General features: G+C 65.0%; 29 protein-coding genes and 1 tRNA gene. 12 read left to right on the plus strand and 18 right to left on the minus strand.

The genetic code is table 11. From position 1 onward, the window contains the following. Positions 1 to 17: 17 nt before the first annotated feature. Positions 18 to 1,394, plus strand: coding sequence for a sensor histidine kinase (locus HV786_RS15040; RefSeq protein WP_128828373.1), 1,377 nt, complete (start codon positions 18 to 20; stop codon positions 1,392 to 1,394). A 196-nt stretch (positions 1,395 to 1,590) separates the two neighbouring features. After that, the gene (locus tag HV786_RS15045; RefSeq protein ID WP_418910201.1) at positions 1,591 to 3,252 is read left to right on the plus strand and encodes an MFS transporter; all 1,662 of its coding nucleotides are present in this window, start codon (positions 1,591 to 1,593) and stop codon (positions 3,250 to 3,252) included. Positions 3,253 to 3,625: 373 nt separating this feature from the next. Here the strand turns inward: HV786_RS15045 and HV786_RS15050 are convergent, their stop codons facing one another. Continuing rightward, positions 3,626 to 3,835, minus strand: coding sequence for a hypothetical protein (locus HV786_RS15050; protein ID WP_128827787.1), 210 nt, complete (start codon positions 3,833 to 3,835; stop codon positions 3,626 to 3,628). Positions 3,836 to 3,985: 150 nt separating this feature from the next. Here HV786_RS15050 and HV786_RS15055 point away from each other — a divergent pair, with 150 nt between their 5' ends. Next, the gene (locus tag HV786_RS15055) at positions 3,986 to 4,885 is read left to right on the plus strand and encodes a recombination-associated protein RdgC (protein ID WP_062838487.1); all 900 of its coding nucleotides are present in this window, start codon (positions 3,986 to 3,988) and stop codon (positions 4,883 to 4,885) included. A gap of 54 nt (positions 4,886 to 4,939) precedes the next feature. On the opposite strand, the gene HV786_RS15060 is transcribed toward HV786_RS15055, so the two are convergent. The 5 genes from HV786_RS15060 to HV786_RS15080 all read right to left on the minus strand — a co-directional run bounded on the left by HV786_RS15060 (position 4,940) and on the right by HV786_RS15080 (position 9,003). Beyond that, complete coding sequence (locus tag HV786_RS15060) at positions 4,940 to 6,373, minus strand: diguanylate cyclase (protein WP_128827786.1); 1,434 nt, start codon at positions 6,371 to 6,373, stop codon at positions 4,940 to 4,942. Positions 6,374 to 6,498: 125 nt separating this feature from the next. Continuing rightward, complete coding sequence (locus HV786_RS15065) at positions 6,499 to 7,791, minus strand: aspartate carbamoyltransferase (RefSeq protein ID WP_056322519.1); 1,293 nt, start codon at positions 7,789 to 7,791, stop codon at positions 6,499 to 6,501. 98 nt (positions 7,792 to 7,889) lie between these two features. Continuing rightward, positions 7,890 to 8,300 carry a hypothetical protein gene (locus HV786_RS15070; RefSeq protein WP_128827785.1) on the minus strand — a complete coding sequence of 137 codons (411 nt, stop codon included), beginning with the start codon at positions 8,298 to 8,300 and terminating at the stop codon, positions 7,890 to 7,892. 3 nt (positions 8,301 to 8,303) lie between these two features. Beyond that, positions 8,304 to 8,735: a BPTD_2524 family lipoprotein gene (locus tag HV786_RS15075; protein WP_056322513.1), complete on the minus strand. Its 432-nt coding sequence runs from the start codon at positions 8,733 to 8,735 to the stop codon at positions 8,304 to 8,306. A gap of 133 nt (positions 8,736 to 8,868) precedes the next feature. Further along, complete coding sequence (locus HV786_RS15080; RefSeq protein WP_056322511.1) at positions 8,869 to 9,003, minus strand: entericidin A/B family lipoprotein; 135 nt, start codon at positions 9,001 to 9,003, stop codon at positions 8,869 to 8,871. Between the two features lie 190 nt (positions 9,004 to 9,193). Here HV786_RS15080 and HV786_RS15085 point away from each other — a divergent pair, with 190 nt between their 5' ends. Together HV786_RS15085 and HV786_RS15090 are read left to right on the plus strand one after the other, a co-directional pair. Then, complete coding sequence (locus HV786_RS15085; RefSeq protein WP_056322508.1) at positions 9,194 to 9,544, plus strand: hypothetical protein; 351 nt, start codon at positions 9,194 to 9,196, stop codon at positions 9,542 to 9,544. A gap of 73 nt (positions 9,545 to 9,617) precedes the next feature. Beyond that, positions 9,618 to 10,022: a hypothetical protein gene (locus tag HV786_RS15090; RefSeq protein ID WP_056322507.1), complete on the plus strand. Its 405-nt coding sequence runs from the start codon at positions 9,618 to 9,620 to the stop codon at positions 10,020 to 10,022. A 37-nt stretch (positions 10,023 to 10,059) separates the two neighbouring features. Here the strand turns inward: HV786_RS15090 and HV786_RS15095 are convergent, their stop codons facing one another. The 4 genes from HV786_RS15095 to HV786_RS15110 form a co-directional block, all read right to left on the minus strand. After that, positions 10,060 to 11,295 carry a TIGR03862 family flavoprotein gene (locus tag HV786_RS15095; RefSeq protein ID WP_175211175.1) on the minus strand — a complete coding sequence of 412 codons (1,236 nt, stop codon included), beginning with the start codon at positions 11,293 to 11,295 and terminating at the stop codon, positions 10,060 to 10,062. A 296-nt stretch (positions 11,296 to 11,591) separates the two neighbouring features. Continuing rightward, positions 11,592 to 11,936 (minus strand): hypothetical protein, encoded by a 345-nt coding sequence (locus HV786_RS15100; RefSeq protein WP_056322501.1) that lies wholly within the window; start codon positions 11,934 to 11,936, stop codon positions 11,592 to 11,594. 223 nt (positions 11,937 to 12,159) lie between these two features. Then, positions 12,160 to 12,236 (minus strand) — tRNA-Met (locus HV786_RS15105). Between the two features lie 20 nt (positions 12,237 to 12,256). Next, the gene (locus tag HV786_RS15110) at positions 12,257 to 12,637 is read right to left on the minus strand and encodes a hypothetical protein (protein ID WP_128827784.1); all 381 of its coding nucleotides are present in this window, start codon (positions 12,635 to 12,637) and stop codon (positions 12,257 to 12,259) included. Between the two features lie 169 nt (positions 12,638 to 12,806). On the opposite strand from HV786_RS15110, the gene HV786_RS15115 reads away from it, so the two are divergent. Both HV786_RS15115 and HV786_RS15120 read left to right on the plus strand, forming a co-directional pair. Next, positions 12,807 to 14,246 (plus strand): aminotransferase-like domain-containing protein, encoded by a 1,440-nt coding sequence (locus HV786_RS15115; protein ID WP_062838669.1) that lies wholly within the window; start codon positions 12,807 to 12,809, stop codon positions 14,244 to 14,246. Continuing rightward, positions 14,243 to 14,806: a DedA family protein gene (locus HV786_RS15120; protein ID WP_128827783.1), complete on the plus strand. Its 564-nt coding sequence runs from the start codon at positions 14,243 to 14,245 to the stop codon at positions 14,804 to 14,806. The genes HV786_RS15115 and HV786_RS15120 overlap by 4 nt, the downstream gene beginning before the upstream one ends. A 10-nt stretch (positions 14,807 to 14,816) precedes the next feature. Here the strand turns inward: HV786_RS15120 and HV786_RS15125 are convergent, their stop codons facing one another. Both HV786_RS15125 and HV786_RS15130 read right to left on the minus strand, forming a co-directional pair. Continuing rightward, positions 14,817 to 15,089 carry a hypothetical protein gene (locus HV786_RS15125; protein ID WP_056322493.1) on the minus strand — a complete coding sequence of 91 codons (273 nt, stop codon included), beginning with the start codon at positions 15,087 to 15,089 and terminating at the stop codon, positions 14,817 to 14,819. 184 nt (positions 15,090 to 15,273) lie between these two features. After that, entirely contained in the window at positions 15,274 to 15,519 is a 246-nt protein-coding gene (locus HV786_RS15130) for a hypothetical protein (RefSeq protein WP_056322490.1), read from the minus strand. Positions 15,520 to 15,722: 203 nt separating this feature from the next. Between HV786_RS15130 and HV786_RS15135 the strand changes: the two genes are divergently transcribed. From HV786_RS15135 to HV786_RS15155, 5 genes are all read left to right on the plus strand, one after another. Then, positions 15,723 to 16,328: a hypothetical protein gene (locus HV786_RS15135; protein WP_056322487.1), complete on the plus strand. Its 606-nt coding sequence runs from the start codon at positions 15,723 to 15,725 to the stop codon at positions 16,326 to 16,328. 77 nt (positions 16,329 to 16,405) lie between these two features. After that, positions 16,406 to 16,864 carry an Lrp/AsnC family transcriptional regulator gene (locus HV786_RS15140; protein WP_056322485.1) on the plus strand — a complete coding sequence of 153 codons (459 nt, stop codon included), beginning with the start codon at positions 16,406 to 16,408 and terminating at the stop codon, positions 16,862 to 16,864. A gap of 83 nt (positions 16,865 to 16,947) precedes the next feature. Then, positions 16,948 to 17,256 carry a hypothetical protein gene (locus HV786_RS15145; protein ID WP_062838666.1) on the plus strand — a complete coding sequence of 103 codons (309 nt, stop codon included), beginning with the start codon at positions 16,948 to 16,950 and terminating at the stop codon, positions 17,254 to 17,256. A gap of 65 nt (positions 17,257 to 17,321) precedes the next feature. Further along, positions 17,322 to 18,302, plus strand: a complete 981-nt coding sequence (pdxA, locus tag HV786_RS15150) for a 4-hydroxythreonine-4-phosphate dehydrogenase PdxA (protein WP_128827782.1) — start codon at positions 17,322 to 17,324, stop codon at positions 18,300 to 18,302. 138 nt (positions 18,303 to 18,440) lie between these two features. Beyond that, positions 18,441 to 19,418 (plus strand): bile acid:sodium symporter family protein, encoded by a 978-nt coding sequence (locus HV786_RS15155; protein ID WP_062838665.1) that lies wholly within the window; start codon positions 18,441 to 18,443, stop codon positions 19,416 to 19,418. A 65-nt stretch (positions 19,419 to 19,483) separates the two neighbouring features. Here the strand turns inward: HV786_RS15155 and HV786_RS15160 are convergent, their stop codons facing one another. The 6 genes from HV786_RS15160 to rpsF all read right to left on the minus strand — a co-directional run bounded on the left by HV786_RS15160 (position 19,484) and on the right by rpsF (position 23,424). Further along, positions 19,484 to 20,866: a replicative DNA helicase gene (locus tag HV786_RS15160; protein ID WP_056322477.1), complete on the minus strand. Its 1,383-nt coding sequence runs from the start codon at positions 20,864 to 20,866 to the stop codon at positions 19,484 to 19,486. Beyond that, complete coding sequence (locus HV786_RS15165) at positions 20,863 to 21,702, minus strand: RIO1 family regulatory kinase/ATPase domain-containing protein (protein ID WP_128827781.1); 840 nt, start codon at positions 21,700 to 21,702, stop codon at positions 20,863 to 20,865. The genes HV786_RS15160 and HV786_RS15165 overlap by 4 nt, the downstream gene beginning before the upstream one ends. A 131-nt stretch (positions 21,703 to 21,833) precedes the next feature. After that, on the minus strand, positions 21,834 to 22,289 hold the full coding sequence (gene rplI, locus HV786_RS15170; protein ID WP_056322471.1) for a 50S ribosomal protein L9: 456 nt from the start codon (positions 22,287 to 22,289) through the stop codon (positions 21,834 to 21,836). 14 nt (positions 22,290 to 22,303) lie between these two features. Beyond that, entirely contained in the window at positions 22,304 to 22,576 is a 273-nt protein-coding gene (gene rpsR, locus HV786_RS15175) for a 30S ribosomal protein S18 (protein ID WP_006218308.1), read from the minus strand. A 99-nt stretch (positions 22,577 to 22,675) separates the two neighbouring features. Beyond that, on the minus strand, positions 22,676 to 22,999 hold the full coding sequence (gene priB, locus HV786_RS15180) for a primosomal replication protein N (protein ID WP_056322469.1): 324 nt from the start codon (positions 22,997 to 22,999) through the stop codon (positions 22,676 to 22,678). Positions 23,000 to 23,049: 50 nt separating this feature from the next. Beyond that, positions 23,050 to 23,424, minus strand: a complete 375-nt coding sequence (rpsF, locus tag HV786_RS15185; RefSeq protein WP_056322467.1) for a 30S ribosomal protein S6 — start codon at positions 23,422 to 23,424, stop codon at positions 23,050 to 23,052. Positions 23,425 to 23,443 lie beyond the last annotated feature (19 nt).

Genomic DNA, 23,443 nt, shown 5'->3' on the forward strand with positions numbered 1-23,443 from the left:
GCGAAATCCTGGACTGGATGCTGGCGCCGCTATTCCTGCTGTGGCCCATGAGTGTCGCGATCACCTACGTGGTCGCGCAGAACATCGCCAACGTGCCATACGACCGCGCGCTGGCCAACAACCTGCACGTGCTGACGCGCCAGGTCCACGCGCAGGATGGCCGCGCGGTGCTGAAGATGACCGACGCCGCGCGCGACGTGCTGCGCGCCGACGAGACGGACAGCGTGTTCTGGCTGGCGCTGGGCAGCCGGGGAGAATACCTGGGCGGCGACCGCGCGCTGCCGCTGCCAACCACCGTGGGACAGCCCCGCCCCGGCGAGGTGCAGTACGAGGACGACACGCTACGCGGCTTCGGTATCCGGCTGGCGTTCACCTGGGTAGACCTGCATCTGCCGGGCACGCAGCCGGCGCTTCTCATCGTGGCCGAGACCGTCGAGAAACGCACGCAATTGGCCAACGACATCATCAAGGGCGTCATCATCCCGCAATTCGTGGTGCTGCCGATCGCCGTGCTGCTCGTCTGGTTCGGGCTGTCGCGCGGCGTGGCGCCGTTGAATGCGCTGCAGCAGCGCCTGCGCGCCCGCCGCCCCGACGATCTTTCGCCCATCGACGAGCGCGCCGCGCCCTCCGAGATCGCGCCGCTGGTCGCGGCCATGAACGACCTGCTGGACCGGCTGTCCGCCAACGTGCAGGCGCAGCGCCGCTTCGTGGCCGACGCCGCGCATCAATTGAAGACCCCGCTGGCGGGACTGCGCACGCAGGCGGAACTGGCGCTGCGCGACGCCAGCCCCGAGGAAATGCAGTCCAGCCTGCGGCAACTGGTCACCGGCTCGGAACGGGCGACCCGGCTCGTCAATCAGCTGCTGCTGCTGGCACGCGCCGAAAACCCCAGCGCCGTCGGCCTGACGCGCACGGACATCAACGCCATCGCCTATGAGCAGACCATGCACTGGGTGCCGCTGGCGCTGTCGCTCAGCACGGATCTCGGTTTCGAGGGGTCGGACACGCCCGTCGAGATCAACGGCAATCCGCTGCTGCTGGCTGAACTGCTGAACAACCTGGTGGACAACGCGCTGCGCTACACCCCTCGCGGCGGGCATATCACCGTGCGCGTGCTGCAGGCGGACGGCGAGGGGCTCCTGGAGGTCGAGGACTCGGGACCGGGCATTGCGCCCGAAGAGCGCGAGCGCGTGTTCGACCGCTTTTACCGCGTGCTGGGCACGTCCTCGGACGGCAGCGGCCTGGGCCTGGCCATCGTGCGCGAGATCACGCAAAAGCATCAGGCCAGCGTCGTGATCAGCGACCATCCCACCGAACACTCCGACCTGCCCGGCACCCGCATCCGCGTCGTTTTTCCCCTCTACACGCCCCCGCCCGAGCCGGCCGAAAGCTAAGGACTATCCCTAGCCCTCCCCGGCACGATTACCATTTGTTTCAATTTTAAGATTCAAGTAAGGGTCCCGTCAGAACCTCGTCAGCGTCGCGCCCCAATGTGACGCTTAGCTCGATGTCGGTCGCGCCGGCGGAGGGTCAAGCACGGCGGAAAAACGCCGGCCTAAAAAACGAGGAGACATCATGAGCACAACTACCATGGCAGGCCGCGGTCCATCCGCGGATCCGCGTCCGATGACCAAGGAGGAGCGCAAGGTCATCTTCGCGTCTTCGCTCGGCACGGTGTTCGAGTGGTATGACTTTTACCTGTATGGCTCGCTCGCAGCCATCATTGCCCAACACTTCTTTTCCGGCGTGAACCCGACCGCGGGCTTCATCTTCGCGCTGCTGGCCTTCGCTGCCGGTTTCGCGGTGCGGCCGTTCGGCGCGCTGGTATTCGGCCGCCTGGGCGACCTGGTCGGACGCAAATACACCTTCCTCGTCACGATCGTGATCATGGGCCTGTCGACGTTCCTGGTCGGCATCCTGCCCAGCTACGCCAGCATCGGCCTGGCCGCTCCCGCCATCCTGATCGTCCTGCGGCTCTTGCAAGGCCTGGCGCTGGGCGGTGAATACGGCGGCGCGGCGACCTACGTCGCCGAACACGCCCCGCACGGCCGCCGCGGCTTCTACACGTCCTGGATTCAAACCACCGCGACGCTGGGCCTGTTCCTGTCGCTGCTGATCATCCTGGGCATCCGCACGGTCATGGGCGAAGACGACTTCAAGGCCTGGGGCTGGCGCATTCCGTTCCTGATCTCGGTGGTGCTGCTGGGCATCTCGGTCTGGATCCGGCTGCAGCTGAATGAATCCCCCACCTTCAAGCGCATGAAGGAAGAAGGCAAGGGTTCGAAGGCGCCGATCGCCGAATCGTTCGGCCAATGGAAGAACCTGAAGGTCGTGCTGCTGGCGCTGCTGGGCCTGACCGCCGGCCAGGCCGTGGTCTGGTACACGGGCCAGTTCTACGCGCTGTTCTTCCTGACGCAGACGCTGAAGGTCGACGCCAACACCGCCAACATCCTGATCGCCATCGCCCTCTTGATCGGCACGCCCTTCTTCGTGATCTTCGGCGCGCTGTCGGACAGGATCGGCCGCAAACCCATCATCATGGCGGGCTGCCTGATCGCCGCGGCGACCTACTTCCCGATCTTCCAGGGCCTGACCCACTTCGCCAACCCGGCGCTTGAAAAGGCGCAAGCCACCGCCCCGGTCACGGTGATCGCGGATCCGAGCACCTGCTCGTTCCAGTTCAACCCCGTGGGCACGGCCTCGTTCACCAGCTCTTGCGACGTGATCAAGTCGTTCATGGCCCGCAACTCGGTGAACTACCGCAACGAAGCGGCTCCGGCCGGTTCCGTGGCCCGCGTCAAGATCGGCAATGAAGAGTTCGCCTCGTTCGACGGCCGTTCGCTGGCGCCGGCCGAGTTCAAGGCCAAGGTCGCCGAACTCGACAAGACGCTGACCGCCTCGATCCGCAGCCACGGCTACCCGGCCAAGGCCGATCCGGCCCAGACCAACAACGTGATGGTCGTGGTGCTGCTGACGATCCTGGTGCTGTACGTGACCATGGTCTACGGTCCGATCGCCGCCATGCTGGTGGAGATGTTCCCGACGCGCATCCGCTACACGTCGATGAGCCTGCCCTACCACATCGGCAACGGCTGGTTCGGCGGCTTCCTGCCTCCGGTCGCATTCGCCGTGGTCGCGGCCACCGGCAACATCTACGACGGCCTGTGGTATCCGATCATCATCGCCGTCATGACTCTGGTGGTCGGCACGCTCTTCGTGCGCGAATCCAAGGACAACGACATCAACGCCTGACAAACCATCCCCCGCCGGGCGGGACTGCTGCGCCTGCCCGGCCTTTCAAAAGCTCCTCGCGGAGCTTTTTTTTTGTTCGGCACTTTCAGGACCATGTCAGACCTGCGCCAGTAGACTGAGCGCTCAGATTACGGCCTTGCGCAAGATTGCCTGACGATTGATCCCCCTGTCAGACGATTGCAGGGCTGCTGATCTGACACCAATGCCGCGTTCCCCGCGAGCCTTTTATGACGCGGCATTGCGTGCTCCCGTACCGGCCCGACTCTTTATTGAGCCGGGCCGCTTTTTTTGCGGCAGCCCGCAAAAGACAAAGGGCGGCCGCAGCGCAACCGCCCTCTTCATGCTGCATGGCCGGCCTCGCGGCCGGCTCGTATCAACGACGCATGCCCACGCCGATGGCGAGCACACCCGCCACGATCGCGGCAATGCCTGCCCACGTCGGGATGGGCACCGACTTCTCGGTTTCCGCCGTGGCCTTCACAGATCCGATCTGCAGAACCGTTTCTTCGGACTTGTAGCTAAAGCCCTTATAGGCCAGGGCAACCACGCCCAGGACAATGAGGATCGCGCCAATGATTTTCATCTTTTCACTCCAATCTCACGTTGGTGCGCGGGACATTACCGGATAGGCTGGTCCCTGTCAGTGACAGAACGTGTCGCCGGTTGCCGACGTGCCTGCCCCCTTCGGCAAAGCCGCCGCGTCGTATAGAATCAACCCTTTTGGCCGACGCTCATGTGGTTCAAGAATCTCAAGATTTACCGCCTCTCCTCGCCCTGGACCCTGACCGGCGAGCAGCTTGAAGAAACGCTGGCGCGCCATGCCTACCAGACGGGCAACAACCTCGAAATGCAAAGCCTGGGCTGGGTGCCCCCGCGCGAGAACGGCGGCCTGGCCCACGAAGTGAACGGCCAGATCCTGCTCAGCCTGCGCGCTGAAAAGAAGCTCTTGCCGGGCACGGTCATCAACCAGGTCGCCAAGGCCCGCGCCCAGGAAATCGAAGAGCAGCAAGGCTACAAGCCTGGCCGCAAGCAGATGAAGGAAATCAAGGAGCGCGTCACGGACGAGCTCCTGCCGCGCGCCTTCAGCGTCTATCGCGACACGCGCGTGTGGATCGACCCGAAGAACAACTGGCTCGTCATTGACGCGGCCGCTTCGGCCAAGGCCGACGAAGTCATCGGCCTGCTCGCCAAGTGCGTCGATCCCTTCCCGCTGGAAAACCTGTACGTCGCCCAATCGCCGGCCTCCGCCATGACCGGCTGGCTGGCCGAAGACGAAGCGCCCACCAACTTCACCATCGACCAGGACACCGAACTGCGCTCGTCCGGTGAAAGCGGCGCCGCGATCCGCTACGTAAAGCACTCCATTGACGCTGACGACGTGCGCCGTCACATCCAGTCGGGCAAGCAGTGCACCCGCCTGGCCATGACGTGGGCCGACCGCGTGTCGTTCGTCCTGACCGAAGGCCTGGACGTCAAGCGCGTGGCGCCGCTGGACGTGCTGAAGGAAGGCAACGAAGGCGTGGCCGCGAACGACGACGAAAAGTTTGATTCCGACATGATGCTGATGACTGGCGAACTGGCCAAGATGATGGCCGAACTGGTCGAAGCGCTGGGCGGCGAAAAGAAAATCTAAGCCGCCTTTACCCGGCAGCAACACCAGGGGCCGCTCTTGTCGAGCGGCCCTTTTTCATGCCTCGACGCTGCGGTCGCGGCCGGCCTGCTTGGCCTTGTACAGCGCCTTGTCGGCGCGATCGATCAGGTAGGCATAGTCGGGATGGCCGTCGAAGGTCGCCACGCCGATGCTGGCTGTCACATGCAGCGCACCGGACTCGGCGATCACGAAGCGATGCCGGCGAATCTCGGCATTGAGCTTTTCGGCGGCGGCCAGCGCAGCGCCCGGGCCCGTGTCCACCAGCACGACAAGAAACTCCTCGCCGCCATAGCGGAACACGAAGTCGCTGGATCGACAGGTCTGATGCACGACTTCGGCAAACTGGCGCAGGATCTGGTCCCCGCCCGCGTGGCCGTGCGCATCGTTGATGGCCTTGAAGTGATCGATGTCCAGCAACAGCACCGAAAAGCTTGACCGCTGACGCTGCGCCAGCGAGATCTCGCGGCCGATGACGGACGGCAGGAAACGGCGGTTGAGCACGTTGGTCAGCGGATCGCTGCCGCTTTCGATCTCGGCCACCATGTCAAAGAGGCCGTTGAGCAGATGCTTGATGCGCGCCACGAGCTCCTGCAGTTCCCGCACCTGATTGGGCAGAGATTCTGGCGCCTGACTGGCGCTTTGCATCATCCCCGGCAGCACCGTGTCATCCAGCCGCGCCACGGCATCAATGATCTGCCGCAGCGCCGGCGCGCTTTCGAACAGCACCGCGCCCTTGTGCTGGAGCCAAAGTCCGAACTCCGAGGCGGCCAGCCGCGGCAGCGCCTGCTCCGGCGTGCGGTAGTGCAGGCCGATCAGCACCGCCTGGCTCCATTCCAGCAAGGCGGCGCGTTGCCGCTCGCGTTCGGTCGAAATGTTCTGGCCCAACGCAAAGAGTCGATAGGCCTCGTCGTTGCGGGCGCCCCGATTGATGTCGCGCATGAACGCGCGGCTCATCTGTTCGATGGCCAGGTCGAACAGATTGCACACGTACTGCGTTGCCACGGACGCCGCCTGGCCTTCCAGGCCGCCGGCGCGCAAGCGCTGCGCGATTTCATTCTTCAGGATGCGGGCGCCGGCCATCACCAGATGGATCGGGATATGGACGCGCGCGTGAACCTCGCCGACCTTCTTCTGCGTGGCCATCAGCACGTCGATATCGCCTTGCTCGCGCACGCAGAGCAGGCCTTTCAACCAATGCGTCATGCCGCGGTGCAGGCGGGTCGAGACGATTTCGTGAGAGAGCCGCGGGCCGGCTTCGGCATCGGCAAGCAAGGTGGAATAGAAGGCATCGACCAGCTGCGCGGCATGGTCGGACACCAGCGCTGCAACTTGGCCGCGCGTATTGGCGTCGACCGATTGATAGACCGCCTCCCAGGCCTGCGCATTGGAGGCGCTCAGGTAGCACGCCTGGCCGCTGGCTGCGTCGGCGGTGGCCGCGGCAGGAGGAACATCGGAACTGCTCGAAGACATAAGATCATCCGCCCAAGAACGGCGTGCGCGCCTGATAGCGGCACTCGCCCGTAAAACCAGCGCGGATTATGCTTGAATTCGCCGTGGCGGGACCGCTTTCGCGGCGCCGCCACGGGCGCCTGGCCTCAATCCAGGCCGTGGAAGACCGAATCGTCGGGACCGACGTGCGACGGATGCTGCCACGTCACGTCGCGCAGCGAATGCTGCACCAGGCCTTCGACGCCCAGCAACACCGCGAAGATCGCCATGCGGATGGGAATGCCGTTGTCGGTCTGGCGGAAGATCGCCAGGCGCGGATCGTGGTTCAGATCCACGCTCAGGTCGTTGGCGCCCGGACGGCTGTCGCGCGGCAGCGGGTGCATCACGATTGTCTCGGGGCTGCAGTAGGCGTCGATGATGGCGCGGTTGACCTGGAAGTCGGGCGTATAGCCTTCGTTTTCTTCGTTGGCGAAACGCTCTTTCTGCACGCGCGTCGCGTAGATGACGTCGGCGCCCGCCAGGCCCTCGGCCAGCGAGGACTTCTGCTCGATGATGTTGCCGTTGCGGCTGGCCTGCTCGACGATGTAGGTCGGCATCTCCAGGCCCTTGGGCGAGATCAGCGAAAACTTCACGTTCTTGTACAGCGCCATCAGCTTGATGAGCGAGTGCACGGTGCGGCCATACTTCAGGTCGCCGACCATGGCGATGTGCGCGCCGTCCAGCAGTTTGCCCAGGCGCGAGAACTCGGTCAGGATCGTGTACAGGTCCAGCAGCGCCTGGCTGGGGTGCTCGCCGGGGCCGTCACCGCCGTTGACCACGGGAATGTTCGTCGCACGCGCAAATTCCGCGACCGAACCCTGGTCGGGATGGCGAATGACCATCGCGTCCACGTAGCCGCTCATGACGCGGCTCGTGTCGTAGATGGATTCGCCCTTGGCCATCGATGAAAACGTGAAGCCGGTCGTGTCGCACACCGACCCGCCAAGGCGGCAGAACGCGGATCCAAAGCTCACGCGGGTGCGGGTGCTGGCCTCGAAGAACAGGTTGCCCAGCACGGCGCCTTCCAGCACTCGCGACACCTTCTGGCGGCGCGCGATGGGCTGCATCATGTCGGCGACGCGGAACAGGTCTTCGACGGAATCGCGGGTGAATTGGTCCACCGACAAGAGCTGATTCTTGCCTTCGACGGCAATGCGGTCACGCAAGGGGCCGTCTTGTACGCTTTGCGTATATTTTTCGAGCAGCACGCCGTTTTGCACGATTTCGCTGACGAACCGCTGCACCACTTCCGGCATGGCCCGGAACTCCTGCGATCCTTCAGGAAGCAGCCAGGTGTCCAGCGCGCGGCGCTTCACGCCGATGCGGGTGGCGAACACGTCGCGGGTGAGATTTAGGCGGCGCATGGCGTCGCGCAGAAAGGCTTGCTGGGAGATGCTCATGACGGGCCCCAAGAAGAGGAGTTATATACGCAGTGCGCATATTATTCCGTACGTCTACACAAGTCCAATATTTTTGCGCATACGGGTTTACCCGCGTTTTAACGCTGTGCGTAAGCCGCCGCCTTTGGGGCGTCCGTCACTGCCTGCGACGCCGCAAACCAGCAGGCGCCGCAGAATGCCAACGCACTAGCCACATAGCAAAGTAGCGCCAACAACTGCGCCGGCCAATGGCCGCGCGTCAGATGGCCGTTGTAGCCTTGCCGCAACAGGCTGACCTGCGCAAGGTAGGCAAACGCCACACCCAGGCAAGCCAGCATGAGGCCGCCCAGAAAAAGGATGAGGGGAATCTGGAGATCGGGCGCGGCAATGTCCCCGCCCACGATGCCAAGCGAAAAACCCACCAGGACGAGGGCGGCCACGCCGTTCAGCCACCCCAGGAACCGGAACGCGCCTGCCAGCAGCGCGAACGACAGGCCGTTGGCACGGATCTGCTGGGCGCGGGGATCCATGTATCAGCCGCCGCTGGCGCTACGGCAGATCGGCGTCGCGCTCTGGATAGACTTGCGCGCCGCCGCAATTTCGGCTTCGTCCCACCGGCCTTCGCCCAGGACCGTCACGGTCACCTTGGCGTTGGCAGGCCCTGCGGGTTCCGCGGAAATCAGTTCCAGCACCGTCGCGGGCTGACCGACCTTGTAGAGCTGGATCTCATCCGGCGCGCCTTTCTGGCCAAGCGTGTGGCGCCAAGCATAGGAGACGCCGTACGGATGGCTGACCTGCGTGTGGCAGGTGCGCACGTATTCGCCGGCGCGGCGGAAGGCCGCCTGGTAATTGGTGTCGACGCTGAAGGTCTCTTTCTTTGCGGTTTCCGACTCGTAGACGCCGGTGCTGGCGCATCCGGCCAACGTAGCCGCCAACGCGACACCCACCCATACAGACTTGCGCATGATTCTTCCCGCCATTGCTATTCGGACTTCCGCGATTATGCCAGCGGCAGCAAAAAGGCCACGCCAGAAATGCCGATATCGTGGCACTTCTGGCGTGGCCTTGCGCCGCCCGAACGGCGGCGAGCCAGACGCCCTACCGCTTTTCCGCGGCCCCCTCGATCTTTTCCCCGCCTCGCTGGATATCTTTACCGGCCCCGGCGACGGTGTTGCACCCCGCGGTCAGCGCAGCAATCGAAAGCATCATGACGAGAAAGACTCTGTTCTTCATAAGACATCTCCTGTCTGGGCATGGAAAAAACGAAACCCAGCATACCTCAAAGGCCCCGTTTTTTGCGTGACACGAGCGCGCCACCTGTAACAACGCTGCCAAGAAACCGTCACCACCCTTACGCGCCGGTGACATTTGCGGGGCATTCCCGGCTGTCGCGTATTTGCCGCCAATGGATTAGGATGCGCACATGACGAAGACACAAGCATCGCAACCCGCTGGCGCCGGTCCGCAAGGCTGGGGCTGGCAACAGCCTCAATGCCGTGGGCAGGCCGCATTGGCGCTGTTCATCGACGATCTGCATCGCATTTTGCAGGCGCATGCCGCGGGCAAGCTGGCTGACAGCAGCACGCTGGCAGACGCGCAGGCCCAGGTCAATGAGCTGCTGGCGCGGTACAACGAAATTTCCGCTGCCCCGGATATATTCCAGGGGCAGTCAGTCCAACTCAAGGAAGGCATCGACCGCAGCGGCGTATCGCACACGGTGCCGATTTTTTCGCCGCGTCTGAAGCAGTCGCTGGTGTCGATGCTGGGACAGTGACCGGGATGACTCCCCGAAAACTGGCGCCCCCGGCGATCGAACAGAGCAGCCCCCAAAGGAAGGAGACCACAAGATGAGCACGGACAACGTTGTTGAGTTTCTCCGCCTGCTTTCCCTGGACGTGACGCTGGGCACCGCCGCTCAGCATGCCGCCAGCCAGGCCGACGCGCCGCTGGCCCTGGCCCGGCTCGCCACGTCTCATGGCCTGCCCTGCAATGCTTCCGATTGGTCTTCCTTTGCGCGTAACTGCCTGGACAACCTGGACCTGACCGAAGGCGACACCGGCATGGGCAACGCCACGATCTGGCAACTGGTGCAGGATCCCGCGCACGGCACGACCATTCCCGCCAGCGCCATCACCCGCGTGATCGGCATCATCTCGCAGCCCGAGGGCGGGCCGCCCGTGGTTGGCCACGTGGTCGGAGATCTGGCGCCTCGCGCGCCCGTCGGCATGGCCCCGCACACGACAGGCTCCTGATTGCCGCTTGCCAGGCAGTCCGTAGAGGACTGCCGGGTCAGGATTGCGGATTCAGGAATTCCATGACGCCCGCCGCGCCGGCCACGCCGCTGGCCATGCAGGCCGTCAACAGGTAGCCGCCTGTCGGCGCTTCCCAATCCAGCATTTCCCCCACGCAGAAAACGCCGGGCACGGCTTTGAGCATCAGCCCGGCCGTCAACCCATCGAATGCCACCCCGCCCGCGGTGCTGATCGCTTCGTCAATCGGACGAGGCCGCAGAAGCGTCAAGGGCAAGGCCTTGATTCGCTGGCCCAGACGCTCCGGATCCTTGAAGTCGTCGGCACTGGCGCACTCTCTGAGCAAGCCCGCCTTGACGCCCGTCAGCCCCAGGCGGCTTTGCAAGTGGCTCGACATCGAGCGCGCGCCGCGCGGATGCGTCACTGCGGCCATCACCTTCTCATGAGGCCAGTCCGGCGCAAGGTCCAACAAGGCCACGGCGCTGCCGTCGATGTCTATCCTGTCCCGCAGGGGGGCCGACAAGGCATAGACGAGGCTGCCTTCGACCCCGGTTTCCGATACGACGAATTCGCCCTGGCGGCGGAGTCCGCCGCAGGCCATGGACACCGACTTGACCGGCTGACCGGCAAAGCGGCTGCGGAAATGATCGGACCACGCGACGTCGAACCCGCAATTGGCGGGCCGCAATGCCGCAACCGGCACACCGTGCGACTGGAGATCCGGCGCCCAGGCGCCATCGGATCCCAGCTTGGCCCAGCTGCCGCCGCCCAGCGCCAGCACGACGGCATCCGCCGCATGCTGCGTCTGGCCGGCGGGCGTCTCGAAGCGCAACGCGTCCACGCCGGGTTTGCCGCCGCGCCAGCCGAGCCAGCGGTGCCGCATGTGAAATCGCACGCCCTGTCCGCGCAGCCGGGCGAGCCAGGCGCGCAAGAGCGGCGCGGCCTTCATCTCCTGGGGAAACACCCGGCCCGATGAACCCACGAAGGTCTGGATGCCCAACGCGTGAGCCCACTCACGCAGCGCGGCGGCGTCCATCTTCTGCAGCCACGGCTGCACGAAAGGGGCGCGATCGCCGTAGCGGGCAAGAAAGGGCTCGGCGGGCTCGCTGTGCGTCAAGTTCAGGCCGCCCCGTCCCGCCATCAGGAATTTGCGTCCCACCGAGGGCATGGCGTCGAACACGTCGACCTGCGCCCCCGATTCGCTCAGCTTTTCGGCGGCCATCAGGCCGGCCGGGCCGCCCCCAATGATGGCAACGCGTTTGGCGGACAGGCTCATGGCGCCGTCGCCTTGGTGACAGGACGCGGAAGGGGAAAAGCGGAACGCATGCGGGAGAAAACCGGGACGAAGATGACGTTCGGACGTCGGGCCGTGGGGACGCAGATTGTCTCACGGCTGCGCCGGCTGGCAGCGGGATCGCCCGCTTGGACTGCCCGGAAAGCGCAACGGCGGCCACTTCTTGACCGCCGCCGCCAAGCCCATGTTTTTGCTAGAGAAATTGCATATACGCAACAGCTATCCCAAGGGTTTTCCACAATCCCTGTGGGTAACTGCCGCGGCGATTCAAACAATAATCAGGCGCGCTCGGCCGCCTGCATCGGGCCGGACCAGGGCTCGGCATCCAGTTGGAAACGCAGTTCCTGGTACTCGCCATCGACGGCGACCGTGCGCAGCAGCCCGGCATCCAGCGCCTGCCCCAACGCGCGGCGGCACAGGGTTTCGGGGTCGTCCGGCAGCGACTGGAAGACGCCGTCGGGAATGCGCAGTCTCAGCAAGGCATGGGGATCGCCGCGGTCGGCCGGACGGCCGATATGGATGTGGGCGGGATACCCGTGCGGGCACCAGATGCCCACGTGGTACTTGCCCTCAGCGCCCGTATCAGCAACGTAGCCGGGATGATCGTATTTTGCGGTTCCCATGGACACTCCTTTTGTGCGGCAATGTAGCGCGCGTGACCCATGGTAGCGCAGGGTGGCGGCCGTGTCCGGGCGCGGCTATCGGGGAAACTCCGAACGCACACGCGGCATGACCCAGCGCAATCGGCAGACGAAAAAAAGCCGCGACGGTGTCGCGGCTTTTTTGCTGTGGCCTTGCCGGGGCATGTGAAACGCGCCGCTTGCAAGACCGGGTACTGCTTGAAACTGGTTGCGGGGGCAGGATTTGAACCTACGACCTTCGGGTTATGAGCCCGACGAGCTGCCAGACTGCTCCACCCCGCGTCTGATGTGTGAATCATACATCATTTTGAAATCTTGTGCAGCGCACCCAGGCGAATGTTTCCGTTTCTCGACACGAAACGGTGGAAAAAGCCGGCTGCGCGGCGCAGGACCGAAGGCAAACGGCCTTCGGCATCCAGGCATATCACCTGTGCGCCGCCCAGCGCGCTCACGCGCACCGCGCCCCCGTACGTCACGCCGTGAACCTCCCCTGCGTTCAGGCGAACCGGAACGACGCGATGCAGACCATTTGCGGCTTCCAGGCCGTTTGCGCCCTCCTCGACGCGCACGCTACCTTCAGTGCAGACGACGGCGGCACCTGCGCGCAGCACGAACATCCGGCTGGCGCCGGCGGGAAGATCCAGGCGCTGGCCCGGGAAGTCGGGGGTGGATTGCGGGGTCATGATGGTCTCCAGAAGCACCATGACAGGCTACGCGCGCCCTGCTTTGCGCAACAGCCACACAAATCGGCTTTCTGTACCGATGCAGAGGCTCGATTTTGTCGCTGTTATGGTGTACTTTGCCTTCATCTGTGCCTACCCACGGCCCAATGCAGGGGAGCAAGATCGGCGCATGGAACCCCAACCGCTGTACCTTCGCCTGGCTAACCACTACCGGCGCGCCATCCAGACCGGCGTGCTTGCCCCCGCGCAGCGCATGCCGTCCGTCCGCACGCTGGTGCGCACGCATCATGTCAGCCTGTCCACGGCCCTGCAGGCCTGCCGCCAGCTCGAGGACGATGGCCTGATCGAGGCTCGCCCCCGCTCCGGCTACTTTGTTCTCAAACCCCGGCGCAACAGCATTCCACCCGTGTCCGAGCCGGACATCCGCCAGACGCTCGGCGCGGCGCAGTATGTCGGCATCCACGATCGCGTCTCGGACTTCATCGCCAAGTGCGAGGCCCATCCTGTCAGCGCCAACTTCGCCCTGGCTGCGGCCGTGCCGCAGGCGTATCCCATGGAGGCGCTCAAGCAGGCAATGACACGGGCGCTGAGGCAATCGCCCGAGGTGCTGGTCAGCCCGGTGCCGCCCCAAGGGCATCCCGACCTGCGCGGGGTACTGGCCCGCCGGGCGCTGGCCAATGGCATCAACGCGACGCCGGACGACGTCATCGTCACGCATGGCTGCATCGAAGCCCTGAATCTGGCGCTGCGCGCCGTCGCCCGGCCCGGGGACACCATCGCAGTGGAGTCGCCCGCCTACTTTGGCTTGCTGCAGATCCTGGAAAGCCTGGGAATGCGCGCGCTCGAGATCCCCACCAGCCCGCAGCATGGATTGTCGATCGAAGCCTTGGACCTGGCCTTCCAGACCCACGGCAACATCCGCGCCGTGGTCGTGGTGCCGAACTTCCAGAATCCGTTGGGCTGCGTGATGCCCGACGCGCACAAGGCGCGGCTGGTGGCCCTGTGTGAGCGCCAACAGGTGCCGCTCATCGAGGACGACACCTACGGCGCCCTGACCGACGACGACACGCCGCTGGCGGCCGCCAAATCCTGGGATGCCACCGGCAACGTCATCTATTGCTCTTCGATGCACAAGACGCTGGCGCCGGGCATGCGGCTGGGCTGGCTGCTGGGCGGCCGCTGGAAAGCCCGGATCGCCATGCTCAAGTTCGCGCAAAGCCGCCCCAACGAACCGCTGGCGCAGATCGCAGTGGCGGAGTTCATGGGCTCGCGCGCCTACGACCGCCACCTGGCCCGGCTGCGCCGCGAGTTAAAGACACAGCGCGACCTGACCGCCGAGGCCATCGCCGCGCACTTCCCGCGCGGCACGCGGCTGAGCGTGCCGCAAGGCGGCATGCTGCTCTGGGTGGAAATGCCCGCGGGCGTGTCCGGCATGGACGTCTTCGAGACCGGATTGCGGCAAGGCATACGCGTGGCGCCCGGCGCCATGTTTTCGAATGGCGCCCGCTACGACCACTTCCTGCGTATCAGTTGCGGGCAACGCATCACCCCGGAAGTCTCACACGCACTGGTGGCGCTCGCGCGCATCGTTGAAGAAAGGACAGGATGAACGCGGCACTGCATCAATTCATCGCGGACTACGGCCTGTGGGCCGTGGTGGGCGGAACCTTCCTGGAAGGCGAAAGCGTGGTGGTGTTTGCGGGCTTCCTGGCGCACCAGGGACTGTTCCACCTGCCCTATGTCATGCTCTGCGCGTTCGCTGGCTCGTTCATGGCGGATCAGGTCCTGTTCTACGTGGGACGCCGCTACCGAGACCACCGCTACGTGCAGCGCATCCGCGCCAAGCCGGCGTTCGACAGGGCGCTGGCGGCCATCGACCGGTATCCCAACGGTTTCATCCTGGCGCTGCGCTTTCTGTATGGCTTGCGCACGGTCGGCCCCGTGGCGCTCGGCATATCCAAGGTGCCGGCCCTGCGCTACCTGGTGTTGAACGCCATCGCGGCCATGATCTGGGCGGTCTGCTTCAGTTTGCTGGGCTTCGTTTTCGGGCGGACGATCGAGGCGCTGCTGGGCCGCCTGCACGGCGTGGAAACCAAGCTGGCGGTCGCGGCGGCACTAGGCGTGCTGGTGTGGCTGGCCTACCGGCTCCATGCGCGCCGCCGCAGATAGCGGCCGGCGCTCAGAAGACCAGCTTGCCGCTGGCCCGCTGCACATGGCGGCGGCGCGCCTTGCGGTACAGGGCGCCGATGATCGGCAGCCGCGCAAGGCGGCGCAGGATCGGGTGGCGCTGATCGAAGTCATGCCACGCCTTGAAGCCGTGGCCCATGCGCTCCCAGCTTTCCCTCGCCTCGGGGGAAAGCTTGCCGGGGTCGAACGCCGCCAGCTTTGCCGCTTCCGAAACGCGCGCCGCGAGGGCGTGGCTCCGGCCTTCCAATGAATACTGATTCCGCATGGGGCCGCATATTACCCGGGCTTGGCCCGTCGTGGCGGCAGTCGGGCTGCGCACCGCGCATGCGCCAGGGAGCCGCTTTTGACCGCTCCGCGCAAGCCGTTGTAATTAAAGGAATTTGGGCATCTATGCCCGCACTATCCCAAGGCTTGTCCACAGAACTTGTGGGTAACTGCCGCCACGCACATCACTTCAAGGCAGTCACGACCATGTCGCGCACGCTTTCGAAACCCGCGACGTATTGCGGGTTCTCCGAGCGGGCAAGCAGGCTGGAATAGTTCTGTTCGAGCTGCGCCTCGATGGCCTCGCGCAGCCCCGGCGAACTCTTCACCAATTGCAGCACCGACAGCAGCGTGGCATTGAGCGCATCGATGCGGCCGCCCTGATGCGAGATGGTGTGCACGACGACGGCGATCTGTTCCTGGATATCCATGATGTAAGCCTCCTGGCAATGAAATTTGGCGCAAATCCTAGCATGGCGCCCGCGCGCGTCGGGCCGGGGCCGCAAGTGGCGTACCCCCTGCTGCGGCTAGGCAAGCACGGGGGTCGGCGCTAGCATGAAGCGTAGCCGCAAGGGCACCGCGGCGCACGCCGCCGGCGCTGCCTTCAGACGCCCGGCACAACCGGAGCGCGCTCATGAAAACGATCCAGAATTACGTCCCGCCCAGCGCCCAGTCGCTGCAACGGCTGCAGGACAGACTGGGCTACAGCGATGGCAAGATGGCCGAGCTGGCCGGGTTGGACGCATCGACGCCCTGGCCCAGTTATGTCGGCGGCGCCGAGCCGCGCACGCTGGGCCGGCAGCGGCTGTTCTACATGATGGCGCGCCTGACGCTGCAGGAGTCCGAATGGCAGCGCGTGCTGGCCGCCATGCGCGAGGCCGGCGCGCACTTCGATTGCCAGGATCCGCACGCTGGCGACGCGCCGCCGCCGCCCGAACCCATGGCGGACGAAGAGCGCAAGTTCGGCATGCTGCTGGTCAGCCGCAACGGTTCGTTCCACGAAATGGAGCAACTGCGTGAATTCGCGCATTTCGCCCATGAGGCCGATGTCAGCCGTTTCGTGCACAGCGCGTTCTATGACAGCGACATCGACCTGTGCCGCTTCAGCTTCGCGGACCACGACGGCCTGGACGACGCCAGCCGCGACCGCATCTTCGACGCAGCCCAGAAAACGATCACGCGCTTCGAGTTCGACGGCCGCATCTATCACGGCGGCATTCCGCCCGAGTCCGACGGCTAGCCCGCCGCATTGACGCGGGCAGGCCGGCGCCTGTACCGTCGCCACTTCGCCCTCCGCCCGACGCCATCGCCCACCGCATGAACGAACGACTCGACGCCATCGACCGGCAACTGCTGAGCCTGCTGCAGGCCAATGCGCGCGAACCGGCCGCCATCCTCGCGCGCAAGCTTGGCCTGGCGCGAACCACCGTGGTGGCGCGCATCGCGCGGCTCGAGCGCGAGCGCATCGTCGCGGGCTATGGCGTGCGCCTGGGCCGGCTGCTGGAAGAGGCAGCGGTGCGGGCCTACTGCTTCATCAGCGTGCTTCCCAAGACGCCGGCGGCCGTGATCCGCGAACTGGAAAAGATGCCCGAGGTTGAAGAGGTGTCTTCCGTCAGCGGCCCCTACGATTACCTGATCTTCCTGCGCTGCGAGACCCATGAGCAGCTGGACGCGCTGCTGGACCGCATCGGGCTCATCGACGGCGTCAAGCAGACCCAGACCTCGATCGTTCTCAGCCGCAAGGTCGACCGGCGAAGCGCAGTCGCCGCGCCCTGACCGGCGGCCTTTGCCCGGCCCGTCTTTCCGGCGGGCGCAACATGGTGGTGTAATGGGGGCCTGTCGCGAATCCTGGATTTTTCATGCTTGCTCGCCTTGCCCCTGCCGCCGCCCTCCTCGTCCTGTTGACCGCGTGTTCCAGCATGAGCGAGGTCAAGTCTCTCGAAAAAGACCAATACAGCGTCACCTATAGCTCCGGCACGCAACTGCTGAGCTGGGTCGAGATCAAGATCAAGACATTGGAGCGCGCGGACGAGTACTGCCAGTCGCTTGGCCGCAAGCTGGTGAAGCCCAGCGTGACGTCCAACCACGCCACCGGGCTGGGCTCCAAGCGCGCCACGGTCACCTTCGAATGCGCGCCGATCGATCCGCCCAAGCCCGCCGCCCAGTAGATGCCCACGGCGCCGTCCGGCTTCGGGTGTAGCATTTCCGCATTCCCCCTCTCTCTGCCTGCATCGTGAACACTCTCCTGCCCGTGGGCATCACCATGGGCGATGCCGCCGGCATCGGTCCCGAAATCGTCGTCAAGGCCTGCGCGCAAGGCTTGGGCGCGCCCTGTGTCGTGTATGGCGACGCGGGTGCGCTGCGCCGGGCGGCCGCGCAGCTTGGCGCCCGCCTGGACATCGTCGAGATCTCCGGCATCGGCCAGGCTCGGCCCGATGCGGGCTGCATCCAGGTGGTGGCCTGCAGCCCCGCCCTGCCAGCAGACCTGCCGTTGGGACGGGTCAGCGCGCTGGCCGGCCGCGCGGCTTACGATTACGTCTGCGCCGCCATCGACGATGCGCTCGCCGGACGCATCCGCGCCATCGTCACCGCGCCGCTGAACAAGAAGTCCATGCACGAGGCCGGCATCGATTTTCCGGGCCACACCGAAATCCTGGCCGACCGCTCCGGAACGCAGAATTTCGCGATGATGCTGGCCAACGACGAGCTGCGCGTGCTGCTGGTGACGATCCACGTCGCGTTGGCCGATGTCATGGCGCGCATCACACGGCAAGCCGAGCTGACTGCCATGCGCCTGGCGCACCACGCCTGCCGCCAGATGGGAATCGCGCAGCCGCGCGTCGCCGTCGCGGGACTGAATCCGCACGCAGGCGAAGGCGGCAAGTTCGGCCGCGAAGACGTGGACATCATCGAACCGGCCATCGCTGCGGCCCGCGCCGAAGGCATCGATGCCAGCGGCCCCTGGCCGGGCGACACCATTTTCATGCGCGCCCGCCGCGGCGAATTCGACATCGTCGTGGCGCAATACCATGACCAAGGCCTTATCCCGGTCAAGTACCTGGGCCTGGATCATGGCGTGAACGTTACCGTCGGACTGCCCTTCGTGCGCACCAGCGTTGACCACGGCACCGCGTTCGACATCGCGGGCAAGGGACTGGCCGACCATGCATCCCTGGTCGCCGCCTTCGACCTCGCGCTCGCGATGACGCCCTGAGCGCGTAAAAAGCCGCCAGCTGCCTCAGCGCGCGGACGATTCGCGCGGCCGCGCCACGGCCCGGCCGCGCGCCGGGTCTACAATACGCCCCGTTTCCGGCGCCCTGCGCCACCGCTTTCCGTTCTTCCCTCCCTTCCCATGTCCCGCCTCGTTCGACTCCTGCCTGACCGCTTCACCCTCTACCTGATCTGCACCGTCATCATCGCCAGTTTCCTGCCCGCGCACGGGCAAGGCGTCGTCGTGTTCGGCTGGATCACCAACGTGGCCGTGGGCCTGCTGTTCTTCCTGCACGGGGCGCGCCTTTCCCGTGAGGCCATCATCGCGGGCCTGACGCACTGGAAGCTGCACCTGACCATCTTCTCGGCGACGTTCCTGATGTTCCCGCTGCTGGGATTGGCGCTGCAGCCGGTGCTCGAGCCGCTGGTCACGCCCGAGCTGTACCTGGGCATCCTGTTCCTGTGCTGCCTGCCGGCCACCGTGCAATCGGCCATCGCGTTCACGTCCATGGCGCGCGGCAACGTCCCGGCCGCCGTGTGCAGCGCGTCGGCTTCGAGCCTGCTTGGCATCTTTCTCACGCCCCTGCTGGTTGGCACGGTCGTGGCCAACGCCGGCAGCGCGCCGATCTCTTTCGATGCGGTCGGCAAGATCATGCTGCAACTGCTGCTGCCGTTCGTGCTGGGCCAGTTCGCGCGGCGCTGGATCGGCGCCTGGGTCCACAAACGCAAGGCCATGCTCAAGTTCGTGGACCAGGGCTCGATCCTGCTGGTGGTCTACACGGCATTTTCCGAAGCCATCAACGAAGGCCTGTGGAGCAGCACCCCCATCCCCGCGCTGGTTGGCCTGGTCGTGTGCTGCTGCGTGATCCTGGCGCTGGCGCTGGGCCTGTCGGCCCTGGCCGGCCGGATTTTTGGATTCAGCATCGAAGACCGCATCACGCTGCTCTTTTGCGGCTCGAAAAAGAGCCTGGCCAGCGGCATTCCGATGGCTCAGGTGCTGTTCGCCGGCCACGCCGTGGGTGCGGTGGTGCTGCCGTTGATGCTGTTCCATCAGATCCAGCTGATGGTCTGCGGCGTGCTGGCGGCCCGCTACGGCAAGCGGCCGGATGCGCAGCACTGATCGCTGCCCAGAATAAAAAACCGCGCACAGCGCGGTTTTTTATTGGGCGGCGGCGGTTGCCAGGATCAGTACATGTCCCGCGGCTGCGCGCCGGAGAAGTTCAGGAAGCGCGTGCTGGAGCCCTGGAACGTCAGGCGCACCGTGCCGATGGGACCGTTACGCTGCTTGCCGATGATGATCTCGGCCGTGCCCTTGTCCGGCGAATCCGGGTTGTAGACTTCGTCGCGATAGATGAACAGGATCACGTCCGCGTCCTGTTCGATAGCGCCCGATTCACGCAGGTCGCTCATCACGGGACGCTTGTTGGGGCGCTGCTCCAGGCTTCGGTTCAACTGCGACAGCGCGATCAGGGGGCAGTTCAGTTCCTTGGCCAGACCCTTGAGCGAGCGGCTGATTTCCGACACTTCGGTGGCCCGGTTCTCACCGGAGCCGTTGCCCGACATGAGCTGCAGGTAGTCGATGATGATGAGGCCGAGCTGTCCGCACTGGCGCGCCAGACGGCGTGCGCGGGCGCGCACTTCCATCGGGCTGAGCGCGGGCGATTCGTCGATGTAGACCTGCGCGTCCTGCATGAGCTGCACGGCGTGGGTGACGCGCGGCCAGTCTTCGGCGATCAGCTTGCCGGTACGCATGCGGTGCTGGTCCAGCAGCCCCACGGAGCCCAGCATACGCATGGCGAGCTGAACCGCGCCCATTTCCATGGAGAACACCGCCACGGGCAGGCCCTCTTCGATGGCGACGTGTTCGCCGATGTTCATGGAGAACGAGGTCTTGCCCATCGACGGGCGTCCCGCCACGATGATGAGGTCGCCGCCCTGCATGCCGGACGTCATCTTGTCCAGGTCGGTAAAGCCCGTGGGCACGCCCGTCACGTCGGACGTGCTCTCGCGGTGATAGAGCTCGTCGATGCGCTCGACCACCTGGGTCAAGAGCGGCTGGATCTCCTGGAAGCCCGCGGCGCCGCGCGCGCCTTCCTGGGCGATCTTGAATACCTTTGACTCGGCCTCGTCCAGCAGTTGGCGCGCTTCCTTGCCCTGCGGGTTCATGGCGGCCGAGGAGATTTCGTCGGCGATGGACACCAGCTTGCGCAGCATGGCGCGCTCGCGCACGATCTCGCCGTAGCGGCGGATGTTGGCGGCCGACGGCGTGTTGTGCGCCAACGCGTTCAGGTACGCCAGCCCGCCGGACTCTTCGGCCTTGCCCGCGCTGACGAGGGATTCGTGCACGGTGATAACGTCGGCCGGGCGCGCCAGACCGATCAGGCGAGCGATGTGGTGCCAGATCAGCCGGTGGTCGTGCCGGTAGAAGTCTTCTTCGAGAAGCACGTCCGCGATGCGGTCCCATGCTGCGTTGTCCAGCAGCAGTCCGCCCAGGACCGACTGCTCGGCCTCGATGGAATGGGGGGGGACGCGCAGGTACTCGAGCTGGGAATCGGCGGGTGTGTTCATGGCTTCAATAGTAACGGCTGCAGGATGTCCGCGACGCGGAAAAACCCTTGGATATCGCGCGAGGGAAAACGGGCGAGGATCGGGCGCAGGGGCATGGCGATGCCGCACAGCACGCGCGCCAGGCGCTTCAAGCGGACGCGCACTTCGGGATCCGGATTGCTCTCCAGGTAGACGTCCAGCGCCAGCTTGCCCAGCAACCTGGCGTCGTCGTCTTCGAGTTTACGCAAGGAGACCAGCGAGGCCAGCATCTGGAACAGGTCATACGCTTGCGCAAGCGGCCGTGACAGCGTCGCGCCGATGTTTTCCTCGAAGTCGATGCGCCAGATCTCGCCGTCGCGCAACGTCACGTTGCGGATCTGCGCCCCGCCATGCCACATGCCGCGCACATGGAAAGCGGCCAAGTCGGCTGCGGCGGCGCGCGTGAGCCACAGGCGCGAGGTGGAGTCTTCGTTGCGGATGAGATCGGCCAGGTCTTCGCCCACGAACTCCAGCACGAGCAGGTTCTGCTCGCGCCACCAGACTTCGGGGACACGGGCCCCGGCTTGCAGCAACTGCGCCAGACGCTGCCCTTCGTGGGCCAGGCCATTACGCAGCAGCACGCTGGGGCGCGGAAACTCGCCCAGGAACACCTTGCAGCCCACGGCGAGGAACAAGGCGCGCACGTAGCGCAGCACATAGCTCACGCCCTGCAGGATGCCGGGCCGGCGCCGCTTGATGATGCAGCGCACGCCATCTATCGTCACATCGCGCACCGAAGGTTCACGCGACGCATCCACGCTGTCGAGCCAGGCTCGCAATCCGGGCGGGGCGTTGTGGTGGACAGGCGGATGAGTCAAGAGGTCCTCGGTAATGACAGCGTACAGCAAGGGTGTGGGGCCACGCACCCTTCAGCAGAAAATGGGCCCATTGCCGCGAAAAGAAAAAAAGCCGGCACGCGGGCCGGCTTCTTTTTACCGCGACTGCCGGATCAGGACAGTTCGCCTTCGACCAGCACCGTGATATCGACCACGACGTCGGCGTGCAGGGCGACCTGGACCGGGTACTCGCCGATGGCCTTGAGCTGACCATTGGGCAGACGGACCTGAGCCTTTTCAACGGCTTCGAACGAAGCCTTCTTCAGACCTTCGGCGATGTCGGCGTTGGTGACCGAACCGAACAGACGGCCGTCGACGCCGGCCTTCTGAACGATCTTGAGCTGGTAGCCGTTCATGCGCTCGCCCAGCGCTTGGGAAGCGGCCAGCTTTTCAGCCTGGGCCTTTTCCAGTTCGGCGCGGCGGGCTTCGAATTCCTTCAGGGCGGCGTCGGTTGCGCGACGGGCCTTCTTCTGGGGAATCAGGAAGTTGCGGGCGTAGCCATCACGCACGCGCACGACTTCACCCAGGTTGCCCAGGTTGACGACTTTTTCGAGCAGAATAACTTGCATTTCAGTGCCCCGGATTAGTTGTGGTTGTCGGTGTAAGGCAACAGAGCCAGGAAGCGCGCGCGCTTGATGGCGGTGTCCAGCTGGCGCTGGTAGATTGCCTTGGTGCCGGTCAGGCGAGCCGGGATGATCTTGCCGTTTTCTTGCACGAAGTCGCGCAGGGTGTCCAGATCCTTGTAGTCGATCTCTTCGACGCCGGCTGCGGTGAAGCGGCAGAACTTACGACGCTTGAAGAGCGGGTTCTGCTGCGTGAATTTGCGTTTTTCTTTGCGTTTTCCGAAGAAAGCCATGATATGTGCCTTTATGTTTGAGGGGACTGGGTCATTGCCCACTTCCCCATAACCTATCCGTATTCAGAAGGCGCTCTCGCACCCTGGGTCTCATTCGCTTCAAGCCACCTGCGGATCGCGTCCGGCGCTTGCCTTGATCTTGCGTGCCTGCTGCAGATGCAGCTTGATCTTCACCGAGTCCTTGCGGGTGGGAGCCAAAAACCCCTGCACCAGCAATTCGGACCCTAACGCGGTGTCCTTCAACAGCAGCGCCAGATCTCCCAGTGCCACGGCGGCGATCGTCAGCTCGACACGGCGCGGGTGGCCGGCTTCGATGACCTCCGACTCGTGCGCCAGCAGCATTTCGAGTGCTGGCAGACCGGCGGGCGTGTGGCGCAAAGGCTCGCATTCGAGAACGCGTGCGCTGAGTTCCAGCTTGTTCATCCTGCCAGGCGCCGAGGGGACTTGATGCGATGAGCTCTGCGTGAGCCTGCTTACTCGGCCTGAGCCGGGGCAGCTTCCGCCGAAGCCTTGCGGGCTTCTTCGCGCTCGACCGACTTCATCATGATCGACGGGGTGGTCTGGGCCTTCTTGGTCTTGATGACCAGGTGGCGCAGCACGGCGTCGTTGTAGCGGAACGAGTGTTCCAGCTCATCCAGCGTGGCTTGGCCGCACTCGATGTTCAGGCAGACGTAGTGAGCCTTGACGAGCTTCTGGATCGGGTAGGCCAGTTGACGGCGGCCCCAGTCTTCCAGGCGATGGATCGAGCCGCCTTGGCCCGTGACCAGTGCTTGGTAACGCTCGACCATGGCGGGCACTTGCTCGCTTTGGTCGGGGTGAACGATAAACACTACTTCGTAGTGACGCATGGGTAAAACTCCTTGAGGA

It is taken from the genome of Achromobacter mucicolens, from assembly GCF_902859725.1.
In the GTDB taxonomy this organism is placed as follows: domain Bacteria; phylum Pseudomonadota; class Gammaproteobacteria; order Burkholderiales; family Burkholderiaceae_B; genus Achromobacter; species Achromobacter mucicolens.

Bases quoted from the DNA above. Each gene is read 5' to 3' on its own strand.
- HV786_RS15040 (WP_128828373.1), top strand. From the start codon at position 18: ATGCTGGCGCCGCTATTCCTGCTGTGGCCCATGAGTGTCGCGATCACC.
- HV786_RS15045 (WP_418910201.1), top strand. From the start codon at position 1,591: ATGGCAGGCCGCGGTCCATCCGCGGATCCGCGTCCGATGACCAAGGAG.
- HV786_RS15050 (WP_128827787.1), bottom strand. From the start codon at position 3,835: ATGAAAATCATTGGCGCGATCCTCATTGTCCTGGGCGTGGTTGCCCTG.
- HV786_RS15055 (WP_062838487.1), top strand. From the start codon at position 3,986: ATGTGGTTCAAGAATCTCAAGATTTACCGCCTCTCCTCGCCCTGGACC.
- HV786_RS15060 (WP_128827786.1), bottom strand. From the start codon at position 6,373: ATGTCTTCGAGCAGTTCCGATGTTCCTCCTGCCGCGGCCACCGCCGAC.
- HV786_RS15065 (WP_056322519.1), bottom strand. From the start codon at position 7,791: ATGAGCATCTCCCAGCAAGCCTTTCTGCGCGACGCCATGCGCCGCCTA.
- HV786_RS15070 (WP_128827785.1), bottom strand. From the start codon at position 8,300: ATGGATCCCCGCGCCCAGCAGATCCGTGCCAACGGCCTGTCGTTCGCG.
- HV786_RS15075 (WP_056322513.1), bottom strand. From the start codon at position 8,735: ATGCGCAAGTCTGTATGGGTGGGTGTCGCGTTGGCGGCTACGTTGGCC.
- HV786_RS15080 (WP_056322511.1), bottom strand. From the start codon at position 9,003: ATGAAGAACAGAGTCTTTCTCGTCATGATGCTTTCGATTGCTGCGCTG.
- HV786_RS15085 (WP_056322508.1), top strand. From the start codon at position 9,194: ATGACGAAGACACAAGCATCGCAACCCGCTGGCGCCGGTCCGCAAGGC.
- HV786_RS15090 (WP_056322507.1), top strand. From the start codon at position 9,618: ATGAGCACGGACAACGTTGTTGAGTTTCTCCGCCTGCTTTCCCTGGAC.
- HV786_RS15095 (WP_175211175.1), bottom strand. From the start codon at position 11,295: ATGAGCCTGTCCGCCAAACGCGTTGCCATCATTGGGGGCGGCCCGGCC.
- HV786_RS15100 (WP_056322501.1), bottom strand. From the start codon at position 11,936: ATGGGAACCGCAAAATACGATCATCCCGGCTACGTTGCTGATACGGGC.
- HV786_RS15110 (WP_128827784.1), bottom strand. From the start codon at position 12,637: ATGACCCCGCAATCCACCCCCGACTTCCCGGGCCAGCGCCTGGATCTT.
- HV786_RS15115 (WP_062838669.1), top strand. From the start codon at position 12,807: ATGGAACCCCAACCGCTGTACCTTCGCCTGGCTAACCACTACCGGCGC.
- HV786_RS15120 (WP_128827783.1), top strand. From the start codon at position 14,243: ATGAACGCGGCACTGCATCAATTCATCGCGGACTACGGCCTGTGGGCC.
- HV786_RS15125 (WP_056322493.1), bottom strand. From the start codon at position 15,089: ATGCGGAATCAGTATTCATTGGAAGGCCGGAGCCACGCCCTCGCGGCG.
- HV786_RS15130 (WP_056322490.1), bottom strand. From the start codon at position 15,519: ATGGATATCCAGGAACAGATCGCCGTCGTCGTGCACACCATCTCGCAT.
- HV786_RS15135 (WP_056322487.1), top strand. From the start codon at position 15,723: ATGAAAACGATCCAGAATTACGTCCCGCCCAGCGCCCAGTCGCTGCAA.
- HV786_RS15140 (WP_056322485.1), top strand. From the start codon at position 16,406: ATGAACGAACGACTCGACGCCATCGACCGGCAACTGCTGAGCCTGCTG.
- HV786_RS15145 (WP_062838666.1), top strand. From the start codon at position 16,948: ATGCTTGCTCGCCTTGCCCCTGCCGCCGCCCTCCTCGTCCTGTTGACC.
- HV786_RS15155 (WP_062838665.1), top strand. From the start codon at position 18,441: ATGTCCCGCCTCGTTCGACTCCTGCCTGACCGCTTCACCCTCTACCTG.
- HV786_RS15160 (WP_056322477.1), bottom strand. From the start codon at position 20,866: ATGAACACACCCGCCGATTCCCAGCTCGAGTACCTGCGCGTCCCCCCC.
- rplI (WP_056322471.1), bottom strand. From the start codon at position 22,289: ATGCAAGTTATTCTGCTCGAAAAAGTCGTCAACCTGGGCAACCTGGGT.
- rpsR (WP_006218308.1), bottom strand. From the start codon at position 22,576: ATGGCTTTCTTCGGAAAACGCAAAGAAAAACGCAAATTCACGCAGCAG.
- priB (WP_056322469.1), bottom strand. From the start codon at position 22,999: ATGAACAAGCTGGAACTCAGCGCACGCGTTCTCGAATGCGAGCCTTTG.
- rpsF (WP_056322467.1), bottom strand. From the start codon at position 23,424: ATGCGTCACTACGAAGTAGTGTTTATCGTTCACCCCGACCAAAGCGAG.